This window comes from Carboxylicivirga caseinilyticus, assembly GCF_050589785.1.
GTDB lineage: Bacteria > Bacteroidota > Bacteroidia > Bacteroidales > Marinilabiliaceae > Carboxylicivirga > Carboxylicivirga caseinilyticus.
Map to the genome: position 1 here is coordinate 162,688 of NZ_JBNGOX010000006.1, position 12,084 is coordinate 174,771.

The 12,084-nt window shown below is 36.3% G+C and carries 13 protein-coding genes; 10 read left to right on the forward strand and 3 right to left on the reverse strand.

Annotated elements, in window-relative coordinates; translation table 11 throughout:
• The first annotated feature begins 30 nt into the window (after positions 1-30).
• The 5 genes from ACRD62_RS05325 to ACRD62_RS05345 all read left to right on the forward strand — a co-directional run bounded on the left by ACRD62_RS05325 (position 31) and on the right by ACRD62_RS05345 (position 2,915).
• Positions 31-393 carry a four helix bundle protein gene (locus tag ACRD62_RS05325; protein ID WP_430819095.1) on the forward strand — a complete coding sequence of 121 codons (363 nt, stop codon included), beginning with the start codon at positions 31-33 and terminating at the stop codon, positions 391-393.
• A gap of 40 nt (positions 394-433) precedes the next feature.
• A complete protein-coding gene (hisF, locus tag ACRD62_RS05330; protein ID WP_430819096.1) occupies positions 434-1,192 on the forward strand; it encodes an imidazole glycerol phosphate synthase subunit HisF in 759 nt (252 codons plus the stop codon).
• Positions 1,193-1,247: 55 nt separating this feature from the next.
• Positions 1,248-1,601 carry a four helix bundle protein gene (locus ACRD62_RS05335; RefSeq protein ID WP_430819097.1) on the forward strand — a complete coding sequence of 118 codons (354 nt, stop codon included), beginning with the start codon at positions 1,248-1,250 and terminating at the stop codon, positions 1,599-1,601.
• A 47-nt stretch (positions 1,602-1,648) separates the two neighbouring features.
• Positions 1,649-2,248 carry a bifunctional phosphoribosyl-AMP cyclohydrolase/phosphoribosyl-ATP diphosphatase HisIE gene (hisIE, locus tag ACRD62_RS05340; protein WP_430819098.1) on the forward strand — a complete coding sequence of 200 codons (600 nt, stop codon included), beginning with the start codon at positions 1,649-1,651 and terminating at the stop codon, positions 2,246-2,248.
• A 127-nt stretch (positions 2,249-2,375) separates the two neighbouring features.
• Positions 2,376-2,915, forward strand: a complete 540-nt coding sequence (locus ACRD62_RS05345; RefSeq protein ID WP_430819099.1) for an HD domain-containing protein — start codon at positions 2,376-2,378, stop codon at positions 2,913-2,915.
• Positions 2,916-2,919: 4 nt separating this feature from the next.
• Here ACRD62_RS05345 and ACRD62_RS05350 read toward each other — a convergent pair whose 3' ends face one another.
• Entirely contained in the window at positions 2,920-3,252 is a 333-nt protein-coding gene (locus ACRD62_RS05350) for a magnetosome magnetite crystal formation protein family (RefSeq protein WP_430819100.1), read from the reverse strand.
• Positions 3,253-3,258: 6 nt separating this feature from the next.
• Entirely contained in the window at positions 3,259-3,789 is a 531-nt protein-coding gene (locus ACRD62_RS05355; protein WP_430819101.1) for a DUF3124 domain-containing protein, read from the reverse strand.
• Positions 3,790-4,140: 351 nt separating this feature from the next.
• Between ACRD62_RS05355 and ACRD62_RS05360 the strand changes: the two genes are divergently transcribed.
• Both ACRD62_RS05360 and ACRD62_RS05365 read left to right on the forward strand, forming a co-directional pair.
• The gene (locus ACRD62_RS05360) at positions 4,141-5,577 is read left to right on the forward strand and encodes an MATE family efflux transporter (protein WP_430819102.1); all 1,437 of its coding nucleotides are present in this window, start codon (positions 4,141-4,143) and stop codon (positions 5,575-5,577) included.
• Between the two features lie 182 nt (positions 5,578-5,759).
• Positions 5,760-7,808 carry a hypothetical protein gene (locus tag ACRD62_RS05365; RefSeq protein WP_430819103.1) on the forward strand — a complete coding sequence of 683 codons (2,049 nt, stop codon included), beginning with the start codon at positions 5,760-5,762 and terminating at the stop codon, positions 7,806-7,808.
• A gap of 82 nt (positions 7,809-7,890) precedes the next feature.
• On the opposite strand, the gene ACRD62_RS05370 is transcribed toward ACRD62_RS05365, so the two are convergent.
• Positions 7,891-8,385, reverse strand: a complete 495-nt coding sequence (locus tag ACRD62_RS05370; protein ID WP_321407756.1) for a sigma-70 family RNA polymerase sigma factor — start codon at positions 8,383-8,385, stop codon at positions 7,891-7,893.
• 504 nt (positions 8,386-8,889) lie between these two features.
• On the opposite strand from ACRD62_RS05370, the gene ACRD62_RS05375 reads away from it, so the two are divergent.
• Genes ACRD62_RS05375 through cydB form a run of 3 tightly spaced genes read left to right on the forward strand, consistent with a single transcriptional unit; the run spans position 8,890 to position 11,850 of the window.
• Positions 8,890-9,102: a DUF4492 domain-containing protein gene (locus tag ACRD62_RS05375; protein WP_430819104.1), complete on the forward strand. Its 213-nt coding sequence runs from the start codon at positions 8,890-8,892 to the stop codon at positions 9,100-9,102.
• A 16-nt stretch (positions 9,103-9,118) separates the two neighbouring features.
• The gene (locus tag ACRD62_RS05380) at positions 9,119-10,714 is read left to right on the forward strand and encodes a cytochrome ubiquinol oxidase subunit I (RefSeq protein WP_430819105.1); all 1,596 of its coding nucleotides are present in this window, start codon (positions 9,119-9,121) and stop codon (positions 10,712-10,714) included.
• Positions 10,714-11,850, forward strand: coding sequence for a cytochrome d ubiquinol oxidase subunit II (gene cydB / locus ACRD62_RS05385; RefSeq protein ID WP_430819106.1), 1,137 nt, complete (start codon positions 10,714-10,716; stop codon positions 11,848-11,850). The genes ACRD62_RS05380 and cydB overlap by 1 nt, the downstream gene beginning before the upstream one ends.
• Positions 11,851-12,084 lie beyond the last annotated feature (234 nt).

The following is a 12,084-nucleotide window of genomic DNA, read 5'->3' on the forward strand; positions in this document are numbered from 1 at the left end:
AAGGCAGTTGGTGTATCTAAATTTAAGAATATGAAAACGTACAGAGATTTGATTTTTTGGCAAAAAGGTATGGATCTGGTTGAAGATACTTATAAGTTGACTAAACAATTTCCTGCTGAAGAGTTGTATTGTTTGACTCAACAAATTAGAAGATGTGTCATTTCTATTCCTTCAAATATTGCCGAAGGTTATGGTAGAAATCATACAAAGGATTATTTACGCTTTTTACAGATTTCATCAGGATCGCTGTATGAACTTCAAACACAAATAGAAATCGCTTTACGTTTAGAATATATTCTCTTGGAGGATTACGATAAAGTGAATAAGTTATCTATCGAGATTGAAAAGATGCTTTCAAGTTTAATATATAAACTAAAGCAATCAACTAAATAACTTCTGCCCTCTGCCTGTTGAACTTAAAACTTAAAAAAACATGCTTGCAAAACGTATAATACCATGCCTCGATATAAAAAACGGTCAAACCGTTAAAGGGGTGAAGTTTGTTGAAATAAAAGAAGTTGGAGATCCGGTGGAATTAGGCGCTTTGTACGCTGAACAAGGTGCCGATGAATTGGTTTTTTTAGATATCACTGCCAGTCACGAAGGACGTAAGACGTTTGTGGATTTGGTAAGGCGTATTGCCCGTAATATTAATATTCCGTTTACTGTTGGAGGAGGGATCAGTGAGTTGAGTGATGCTGATGCATTATTAAATGCCGGAGCTGATAAGATCTCTATTAATTCATCAGCAGTTCGCAATCCTCAATTGATTGATGATCTGGCAAAAAATTTTGGAAGTCAGTTTGTGGTAGCTGCGATTGATGCTAAACATGATCAGGGCGATGACTGGATTGTTACTGTTAACGGTGGACGGATACCAACAGAAAAGAAACTCTTTTCATGGGCAAAAGAAGCTGAAGACCGTGGTGCTGGAGAAATACTTTTCACCAGTATGGATCACGATGGAGTAAAAACAGGTTTTGCCAACGAAGCATTAGCCAAATTAAGTGATGACTTATCTATTCCGATTATTGCATCCGGAGGTGCCGGAGCAATGGAACATTTTAAAGATGTATTCACTTTGGGTAAAGCAGATGCCGGATTAGCCGCTAGTATCTTTCATTTTAAAGAGATTCCCATTCCAACTCTTAAGCAGTATTTGCACGAGCAGGGAGTGCCTATTAGATTATAATGCAGCTAATGGCTGATAGCTGATTGCTATTAGCTATAATCAGTAACAGGAATTGATGAAGGATTATAGAAAACTTAGAGTCTGGCAAAAAGGGATTGAAATTGTTAAGCTTACTTATAAGTTAACAAGTGCATTGCCTTCAAATGAAAAGTTCAATCTTGTTTCTCAGATGAATAGAGCAGCTGTTTCAATACCTTCAAATATTGCAGAAGGAAGTAGTAGAAAAAGCGAGAAGGATTATCATCGTTATTTGGAAATATCTTTAGGTAGCTGTTTTGAGTTGGATACACAAATTGAAATTGTTATACAATTGGAATTTGATCAAGATGATTTGTGCGATGAGCTAAGAACATCTTTAATTGAAGAAATTATGATGCTTCAGAGTTTAATGAATAAATTAAAAAAATAACTGAAATAAGCTGTCAGCTATTAGCTATCAGCTATAAGCCAATAAACATGAAAATAAATTTTCAAAAGCTTGGAAACGGCCTTGTGCCGGCAATTATTCAGGATAATACAACCAACAAAGTTTTGATGTTGGGATTTATGAATGAAGAGGCCTACGAGAAAACAAAGCAGGAAAGAAAAGTGACTTTTTATAGCCGAACCAAAGAACGTCTGTGGACAAAAGGAGAAGAGTCGGGTAATTTTCTGAATGTTGTTTCAATGGCTGTTGACTGTGATGATGATACTTTGTTGATCAAGGTGAATCCTGTAGGACCTGTTTGTCATAAAGGAACAGATACTTGTTGGGAAGAGGAGAATAAGCAGGATGATGTGATGTTTTTAAAAACGTTGCAGGACTTTATTGATAAGCGAAAAGACGAAATGCCAGAAGGCTCGTACACCACTCATTTATTCACAAAAGGTATTCGAAAAATAACACAGAAAGTTGGTGAAGAAGCCATAGAAACAGTTATTGGGGCCATGGCAAATGATGATGAGAATTTCTTGTACGAAGGAGCAGATCTTCTTTATCATTTGATTGTGTTACTTACATACAAAGGCTATCGTATCGAAGATCTGGCCCGTGAGTTAAAAAGTAGACATAAATAGGCAGAAGATTTTAGGCAGAAGTAAGAAGTTTGACTTTAAAAAATTAAACTATTTGGTTCATAGGTAATTGAAAAAATAGCCCATTTAAACTACTGCCTTCTGCCTCTAATACTGTTCAACTTATTGTATGAATCCTCAGGAAATAATAGATAAATACTATCAGCCGGGCAGTCCTATCTGGACTGTTTTGGTTGAGCATAGCAGGGCTGTGACTGATATGGCACTTTCGATTGCTCAGAATCACCCTGAGTTAGGAGCTGATCAGCAATTTATTGAAGAAGCCTGCATGTTACATGATATTGGTATTTTCTATACAAATGCTCCAGATCTGTATTGTCTGGGAGATAAACCTTATATCTGTCATGGTTATTTAGGTAGAGATTTGCTGGAGAAGGAAGGTTATCCTAAACATGGTTTAGTTTGCGAACGACATACAGGAACAGGCTTATCAATTGAAGATATTCAAGCTCAGAGTCTACCCATTCCTCATCGTGATATGAGACCTCAATCCATCGAAGAGCAAATTATCTGTTTTGCAGATAAGTTCTATAGTAAGAGCGGCATCCTGACTCAACCTAAAAGCATAGAAAAAATACGTAAATCAATGGCTAAACATGGTAAACATCAGGTTGATCAGTTTAATCAATGGTGTCAATTGTTTCTTTAATTGATTAGTGGATAAAATTAAAGGTATCCTCAAACCATTTTCCAACAAAAGGTATATACCTGAAGCGCCCTTGAATGGCTGCTATTAAACCTATCAACCAAAGAATACCAACTGCAAATGATAGCAAAGTACCAATGAAACCAAGATAAAGTAAGGCAAAAAAGTATTGTGAAGAGGATACTAAAAAGACAAGTAAATTAATACCTAAGGCCTGACGGAGATGAAACCTGCTTATCTCACTTTGAGGCCTTTCGCTTTGTCGCATGATGAGTGCAATAATCCAGCCTAATAGTGTAATATAGCTTACTATTGCTATAATTTTTCCCTGATCGTTCATATGAGGTTAAGGTTTTATTTGTGATTTAATAATTTTTCCTTCTGTAATAAAAGACAGTCCTTGTTGGCCTGAAGTATTAATCATCAAAGCCTGAATGAGCATTGAGCTATTGTTGGTTTTTCCTCCCCATTCCACAATAAAATTGGCTCCGGTATCGCCTGTGTAGGTCATTTTGTCAATCACCAGTTCATAAGATTCCAGAGGTTCGAGCAACAACATTTTACTTTCTTCTATATGCTTTTTAACCAGTTTTCCATCACTGTTGTAATAATCTACTTTTTGAACAGCTATGGTATCTGTTAAGCTTGTGTTTCTTAAACTTAAGGTAACAGTGAGTGGGAATAGCCTTGATTGATCAACATGATAAACATCTGTATATACAGGAACGTAAACTGTTTCGGAATAAAATATGTGCGAGGTATCCGCATCAGCCAGATTTTCAATCCTGAAATGAAGATTCCGGTTATTATTCTCCATATCCTGACATGCAATCAATAAGATTGACAACCCTGCTATAATTCCCAATTTGTTTAACATGCTAGCCTAATTTATTGAGACAAAATACAAAAACTTTAATTTATTTTCAGCTTAGGTATTGCCTTATCTGTTTTTTTTACACAATCTTTGTTCTATTATGAAAACAATGAGATACATATCGTTTCTACCGGCCGTTTGTGTACGCTATAACTTCTAGTTAGGTCGGTCTCATTGTACTTATCAATTCAATTTTATTTCATCAATTTTTAATTAAAGGAGGATTTACCATGAGGACACATGTTGTTTATCAGATTGCAGTACCCGTATGTTTGGGTTTCCACATTTCACAAAATGGAAGCATAGAAAGGGTAATAAGTTCAAAATTCAGGTTTAAACAAAAACTAAAACAAGATGGTTAGGCAGAGTATAAATATATTATCACGAAAATTAAAGGAAAGAAGTTTGAGTAGCATCTGGAAAGATTTTAAGGAAGCCTTTGGTGGTTCTGAGCAGGATTATACCAAAATTCCATTAGGGAAGGCAGTTTTTCTGCTGGCTGTTCCTATGGTACTCGAAATGATTATGGAATCAGTATTTGCCGTTGTCGACATCTATTTTGTTGGACGATTAGGAGCAGATGCTGTTGCAACGGTAGGTATTACCGAAAGTATTTTAACTGTTATTTATGCCATCTCGTTTGGTTTGAGTATGGCTACCACTGCCCTTGTATCGCGACGAATCGGTGAGAAGAAAGGCGAAGAGGCAGGACATGAGGGATTACAAGCTATTATTACCGGTGTTGTTGTGTCTGTTTTGATTGCTGTGCCAGGGATGATTTTTGCGAAGGATTTACTTCAATTGATGGGTGCTTCAGAGGCGATTGTCGTAGATCTTTCATCCTATACCAGCATCATGTTTGGTGGTAATCTGGTCATCATGCTATTGTTTATCAATAATGCTATTTTCAGAGGTGCCGGAGACGCTAATATTGCCATGTGGGTGTTATGGATTGCCAATGGGTTGAACATGATTCTGGATCCATTGCTGATTTTCGGTATTGGCCCATTTCCCGAGATGGGTATAGCTGGAGCTGCCGTAGCTACTAACATAGGTAGAGGTATTGCAGTAGTGGTTCAACTAATTTTATTATTCAGAGGCAAAGGACGTGTAAGCCTGAAAGGAATACCATTAAAGATTGAATGGCAAAGGATTCGTCATCTCATCAGTATTTCATTGGGAGGTATAGCACAGTCGTTAATCGCTACTTCAAGCTGGATTTTTATGGTTCGTATCATTTCCAATTTTGGAAGTGAAGTGTTGGCTGGTTATACTATAGGTATTAGAATCATCATCTTTACTTTGCTGCCTTCGTGGGGTTTAAGTAATGCTGCCTCAACTTTGGTAGGACAAAATCTGGGCGCCAAAGAACCAGAGAGAGCTGAAAAAGCAGTTTGGGGTGTTGCCAGAATTAATATGATTTTTCTGGGAGCGTTGAGCGTACTGTTTATTGTCTTTCCTGGTTGGTTTGTAAGGTTATTTACCGATGATGTTGAGGTTGTAAAGGCTGGTGTAGAATGTCTGCGAATTGTAGCTTATGGCTTTACCTTTTACGGAATGGGTATGGTGATGATTCAGGCATTTAACGGAGCTGGCGATACCCGAACTCCAACACGAATCAATGTATTTACATTCTGGATGATTGAAATTCCATTGGCATACTTGTTAGCAATGATTGTTGGAATGGAACAAACAGGTGTTTTTTATGCAATCATTATTGCAGAATCATGCATGACGATATTAGCTGCCTGGTTATTTAGAAAAGGTAAGTGGAAAAAGGAGGTTGTTTAGTTTTAATAGCTAACAAATATCCTAATCTGTGTTGTTTTTATACATTAGCTTTGTTACTTTGATGGGTTATTACCCCCGATTACTATCGGGGGCTTTAGACAAAAGTTTAAATCGAAATAATAGAACCTAATAATCTATTTTCTATACCTCTATCAGAGTTGAAATTTATATCAAAATATACTATGAAGAAGATCGCATTTTTGGTGATGACTGTTGTTTTAATCACAGCATGTTGCCAGGAAAATAAAAATCAGGAAATGAAGGAAAAGGCTAATATATCAAAGTCGACGATAAAGTCAACTGTGGAAGCTTTAATTACTCAATATGGAGGAGATATAAAGGCTGATGCGGAGAGAGGTGTTAAACATACAGCTTCGCTTTGGCGAAGTACAGATGGTACAGAAAATGAATTTAAATCATACTGTGTCACTCATTTTATTGCCAATAATAAAGAAAAGTCACAGACTTTTGAGAAGATCAGTCGCAACATTGAGATATTAAGAGGGCATTTTAATAAAATCAGTCTTGATCTACAGCGTCCCCTTCATGAACCAATGGGAGAAATCTTTGATATTGATAAGGATTTTGGTGGCTATAGTGCCGATGCACATATGATTGAGGATATGTATCGAAATAAGATTGCATTTACTATTGCACTCAACTTTCCATATTACAGTTTAAAGGAAAAGGAGAAACTGGGTAAGAGCTGGACTCGTCAGCAATGGGCTTTTGCACGATTGGGTGATATGTTTACGGCTCGTATTCCAGCGTCCATTCTTCAAAATGTATCAGAAGTTGCCTCAGCTTCCGAAATGTATATTGCCAATTACAATATACATATGGGACATCTGACAGATCAGAGTGGAAATCATTTCTTTCCTGAAGATATGGTTTTACTTGCCCACTGGAATCTTCGTGATGAAATTAAATCGCATTACAGTAAAGGTGTTGAAGGTGTTGAGCTGCAAGAAAAGGTATACGAAGTAATGAAGCGTATCATTGATCAAACAATTCCAGAGAAAGTGATTAACAATCCTTCGTATGATTGGGATCCTGTAACAAACATCGTTTATCAGGATGGAAAGGCGATTGAAGCTTCACCTGAAGGAAACGAACGTTATCAGCAAATCATCAATAATTTCAAGGCCATGCGTGCAATGGATGAATATTCTCCTTTGAATACAGCTGTAATGCGTGCATTTGAGGGAGGTATGGAGATTACGCAGGACGATGCAGAAAAGTTGTTCAGGAAGTTTATGTCATCAGGTGAGTTGAAAAAAGTTGCGGAGTTAATACAAACCAGGTTAGGGCGTGAACTAAAACCCTGGGATATCTGGTATGATGGTTTTAAGGCCCGAAGCAATATCAATGAAGAAAACCTGAATGCAATTACTCAAAAACGCTATCCCAATGCAAAGGCTTTGGATGCCGATCTAGCCAATATGCTTGTTAAATTAGGTTTTACCAATGAGAAAGCACAATTTCTGGCTGATCATATTGATGTGGATCCAGCCAGAGGTTCAGGTCATGCATGGGGAGCAGGTATGAAAGGTGAAAATGCCCATTTACGAACCCGAATCCCTTCAACCGGAATGGATTATAAAGGGTATAATATTGCTGTTCATGAGTTCGGCCATAATGTTGAGCAAACCATCTCGTTGTACGATGTGGATTACTACTTATTGAATGGTGTGCCGAATACTGCTTTTACTGAGGCATTGGCTTTTATTTTTCAGAAACGTGATTTGGAACTTTTAGGAATTGACAATAAGAATCCTCAAAAAGAAGCTTTGGATATATTGGATAATTTCTGGAATACCTATGAGATAATGGGAGTTTCTTTGCTGGACCAACGTATGTGGTTATGGTTGTACGATCATCCGGATGCAGATGCTGAGCAGTTGAAAGTTGCTGTTCAGTCTTTAGCTGTTGAAATATGGAATGAGTATTATGCACCTGTTTTTGGAGTTAAAGATGAGCCTATACTAGCTATTTATTCCCATATGATTAATAGTCCCATTTATTTATCAAATTATGCCTTTGGGCATTTGATTCAGTTTCAGGTAGAACAGTTTTTGATGCAAGCTGACTTTGCAAAAGAAGTAGAACGTTTATTCCGTATCGGTTGTCTGACTCCTAATGCTTGGATGCAGGAAGGATTAGGTGAAGATATTTCTATTAAGGCAATGATTAAAGAAGCTGGAAGTGCTGTAAAAGTGGTTTCTAACTAGATATAAATATCAATGATTGGATACAATAAAAGCGGGCCAACAGCCCGCTTTTACTTTACCAAAAATATTAAGAGTCTAAATGTTAATTTTCAATCATCTTTTGTAATTTTTTTCGTCCAAAGAAAATTCGGCTTTTAACAGTTCCGATTGGCATATCCAGTGTTTCTGCGATTTCTTTGTACTTATAACCTTCCATATGCATTTTAAGTGGTTGCTTAAAATCTGAATTCAGGTTATTCATATGTTTGTGAATCTCCCCTGTGTAATGAAGCACATCCGGAGTGTCATCTGTATAGTATTTATTAGATAAGTAGTTAACTTCATCAACTAACATGGGTGCCTGACGCATTTTGTATCGGCGGCGATAGTTGTTGATAAAAGAATTGCGCATAATAGTGTGCATCCACGCCGAAAAGTTGGTGTTCATTACAAATTTTTCACGTGATGAAAGAGCTCGGAAGTTTGTTTCCTGAAGTAAATCGTGGGCGTCTTCCTCATTAGCTGTTAGGCTAAGGGCATAGCTAAACATCTTTTGTTGAAGATTCAACAAGCGGTTGTTAAATTGTTCTGCGGTCATCTTTTGGGTTTTTTCGTTAACAACTTGTTTTAATCAACACAACTGCTCGGGTGTTTAACAGCTGGTATTTTCTAAAACATAAAATTTACAACTTTTTTTATTTTTATGCAACTGACAATCAATCTCGTTAGATTAAAATGCAAAAGGGTAATCAAATACTTAAATACATTTTAAAGGTGAACAAAAATTAATTAATAACCAAATTTGTTTAACTTTTTTTGAAAGTTATTAATCAATAAAAAATACATATTAAGGATATGTTTGTCTTAAATTCAATTAAAAATCAAGGAGTTAATAATTGTTAAATTTTTTTTGAGAGTATGTATTTTTTTCTTTTAAATTAATTGCGGAAATGTTTCTGTATTAATGAGAACCAATTAAATTTGAAATCAAATTGTACTTGACTAATTCTGTAAAACAAAAAACAGGAGAAAGAATTGGCAAACAAAAGAATTATCAATTGTGTTAGAAAGGCTACTGTTTTAGTGAAAGATTACAAATAGGATGAATCGAATACAAAAAGTTTATCATTTTTACATTGATGGTTTTAAAAATATGCCAGGCTGGGGGCGTAGCTTATGGATTATCATATTAATAAAGCTATTCATTATGTTTGCCGTATTAAAACTATTCTTTTTCAGAGATACATTAAAGAACAGGTATAGTACTGAAGAAGAAAGAGCCAATCATGTATTGGAGGAACTTATTACTCATTAAATCAAATTATATTATAATGTTTGAGAATATTGATCTAACCCTTGTCAATTGGTCAAGGGCACAGTTTGCTTTAACAGCAATGTTTCATTGGCTGTTTGTTCCGCTTACTTTAGGTTTAGGATTTATAGTTGCTTTTATGGAAAGTATCTATGTGAAAACCGGAGATGAAGAGTGGAAAAGAATAACCAAGTTCTGGATGAAACTTTTTGGAATTAATTTTGCCATTGGGGTAGCTACAGGTATCATTCTTGAATTTGAGTTTGGTACTAACTGGTCTAATTATTCATGGTTTGTGGGTGATATTTTTGGTGCTCCTCTGGCCATCGAAGGAATTATGGCTTTTTTCCTTGAAAGTACATTTATTGCAGTGATGTTTTTTGGTTGGGGTAAGGTTAGTAAGAAATTTCACTTAACCGCTACCTGGTTAACCGCTATCGGTGCTAATCTTTCAGCTTTATGGATTTTGGTGGCAAATGCCTGGATGCAGAATCCCGTTGGAATGAAATTTAATCCGGAAACGGCACGAAACGAGATGGTTAATTTCTGGGATGTCTTTCTTTCAGAAACAGCTGTAAATAAGTTTCTTCATACAACAACATCGGGTTATGTACTTGCTTCCATTTTTGTGGTTGGTATAAGTGCTTGGTTTCTGTTGAAAAAGCGTCACATCTTATTTGCCAAAAGAAGTATTGTAATTGCTTCTGTTTTTGGTATTGTTTCATCAATAATGCTAATTGGAACAGGTGATGGATCAGCCAGAGAGATTGCCCGTAATCAACCTATGAAGTTTGCTGCTATGGAATCATTGTTTGAAGGTCAGACACAGGCTCCATTAATCGCTATTGGTTTGTTTGGCAAGGCACCTGATGATCCTCTTAATAAAGAGTCGGAATCAGACTTTCTAGTGAAGATTGAAATTCCTAATATGCTTTCATATATGGCTTTTCTTAAGGTTGATGCTTTTGTACCTGGTATAAAAGATTTGGTTTTGGGTAATGAGGCAAGAGGTATCATTTCATATAAAGAAAAAATACATCGGGGCTATGAAGCTCAACAGGTTTTAAGGGCTTTTAAGGAAGCAAAAAATAATGATCTGGAAGAATATAACAGACTCAAAGCTAAGTTTGATGATAAGGAATGGGTAGATAATTATTTCCGTTATTTTGGGTATGGAAATTATTATGATGAAGATCCAAACCAGTTGGAAATAAACGCTTTTAAAATTGTGCCTCCTATTTCCATCTCATTTTATGCCTTTCATATAATGGTAGGATTAGGCATGCATTTTCTATTGCTTTTTGTAGTGTTGCTCTGGTTAACAGCCCGTAATAAAATTGAAGATAAGAAGATTGTGTTATATACTGCTTTGTGGACTATTCCATTGGCTTATGTAGCCAGTCAGGCAGGATGGATTGTTGCTGAGATGGGACGTCAGCCATGGGTTATTCAGGATTTGATGCCAACCATGAAAGCAGTATCAAAAATTGATTCTACCTCAGTGATGATCACCTTCTGGTTATTCACCATCACATTTGTTGGGTTGGCTATTGCCGAAGTAAAGATTATGACAAAGCAGATTAAAAACGGACCAAAAGAAGGAGGAGACAAATAATGTTTGGAGAACTATCACATTTAGCATTACAGCAATATTGGTGGGTTATTGTCTCACTTCTGGGAGCTATTCTTGTTTTTCTAATGTTTGTTCAAGGAGGACAAACTTTAATTTATACCATTGGAAAGACTGATTTGGAACGAACTATGTTGGTAAATACATTGGGCAGAAAATGGGAATTCACCTTTACAACGCTGGTAACTTTTGGGGGTGCTTTCTTTGCATCGTTTCCATTGTTTTACAGTACCAGTTTTGGAGGAGCTTATTGGGTTTGGATAATTATTTTATTTGCCTTTGTTCTGCAGGCGGTATCTTACGAATTCAGAACTCGTCCGAATAACTTCTTTGGAGCCAAAACCTTTGAAACATTTCTATTTATTAATGGTTTGATAGGAACTATCTTTATTGGAACAGCAGTTGCCACTTTTTTCACAGGTTCGGCTTTTTCAGTGAATGATATGAATCAGTCGCAATGGGAATTAACAACACATGGCTTGGAAGCGGCTTTCAACTTACATAATTTGTCGCTTGGTCTGGCAGTGTTCTTTTTGGCAAGGGTATTAGGATTACTTTATTTTATCAATAGTGTGGCACACCCTGAAATGGAAAAGAGAGCCCGTAAACAGTTGCTGTTTAACGGTATTCCATTTGTGGTTTTCTTCCTTACCTTTTTAATCTGGTTGTTATTGAGAGATGGTTTTGCTGTCAATCCCGATACTCAGGAAGTATTTATGGAACCATATAAGTATTTCCATAACCTGATAGCTATGCCTGTGGTTTTGATTATGCTACTGATTGGCGTTGTTGCTGTCCTTTTTGGATTAATTGCCTCAATTATTAGCGAAAATTGTACCCGTGGAATCTGGTCAGCAGGAGCTGGAACGATCTTAACAGTGTTGAGTTTGTTGTTAGTGGCTGGGTTTAATAATACGGCTTTTTATCCATCTACTTTTGATCTGCAAAGTTCGTTGACGATACAAAATGCATCTTCAAGTCATTTCACACTTACGGCTATGAGTTATGTGTCGCTACTGGTGCCTTTTGTTCTGGCTTATATAATCTATGTTTGGAGAGCGATTAACAACAAGCCTATTGATGAGGATGAAATGTCATCGGATGATTTACATATTTATTAATCAGAAAATTAGTTGGTATGAATTACTTACATCAAATAATATGGTATTTAACCCTTCCTTTAACAATAGCTATTAGTTATTATGCAGTTCTTAAAGGTTTGAAATGGTTGGATAAATCCATTGAAAGGAAAAAGAAGATTGACTAGTCCTAAATAACCGTTACAAATTATTGGACTAAAATAATAACATTCTTGTTAGTCCCCAAGGGTACCCTTGGGGACTAACTTTTTACTG

Coding starts and splice junctions, on each gene's coding strand:
- ACRD62_RS05345 (WP_430819099.1), top strand. CDS start 2,376: ATGAATCCTCAGGAAATAATAGATAAATACTATCAGCCGGGCAGTCCT.
- ACRD62_RS05380 (WP_430819105.1), top strand. CDS start 9,119: ATGTTTGAGAATATTGATCTAACCCTTGTCAATTGGTCAAGGGCACAG.
- ACRD62_RS05325 (WP_430819095.1), top strand. CDS start 31: ATGAAAACGTACAGAGATTTGATTTTTTGGCAAAAAGGTATGGATCTG.
- ACRD62_RS05360 (WP_430819102.1), top strand. CDS start 4,141: ATGGTTAGGCAGAGTATAAATATATTATCACGAAAATTAAAGGAAAGA.
- ACRD62_RS05370 (WP_321407756.1), bottom strand. CDS start 8,385: ATGACCGCAGAACAATTTAACAACCGCTTGTTGAATCTTCAACAAAAG.
- ACRD62_RS05350 (WP_430819100.1), bottom strand. CDS start 3,252: ATGAACGATCAGGGAAAAATTATAGCAATAGTAAGCTATATTACACTA.
- cydB (WP_430819106.1), top strand. CDS start 10,714: ATGTTTGGAGAACTATCACATTTAGCATTACAGCAATATTGGTGGGTT.
- ACRD62_RS05355 (WP_430819101.1), bottom strand. CDS start 3,789: ATGTTAAACAAATTGGGAATTATAGCAGGGTTGTCAATCTTATTGATT.
- hisIE (WP_430819098.1), top strand. CDS start 1,649: ATGAAAATAAATTTTCAAAAGCTTGGAAACGGCCTTGTGCCGGCAATT.
- ACRD62_RS05365 (WP_430819103.1), top strand. CDS start 5,760: ATGAAGAAGATCGCATTTTTGGTGATGACTGTTGTTTTAATCACAGCA.
- ACRD62_RS05335 (WP_430819097.1), top strand. CDS start 1,248: ATGAAGGATTATAGAAAACTTAGAGTCTGGCAAAAAGGGATTGAAATT.
- hisF (WP_430819096.1), top strand. CDS start 434: ATGCTTGCAAAACGTATAATACCATGCCTCGATATAAAAAACGGTCAA.
- ACRD62_RS05375 (WP_430819104.1), top strand. CDS start 8,890: ATGAATCGAATACAAAAAGTTTATCATTTTTACATTGATGGTTTTAAA.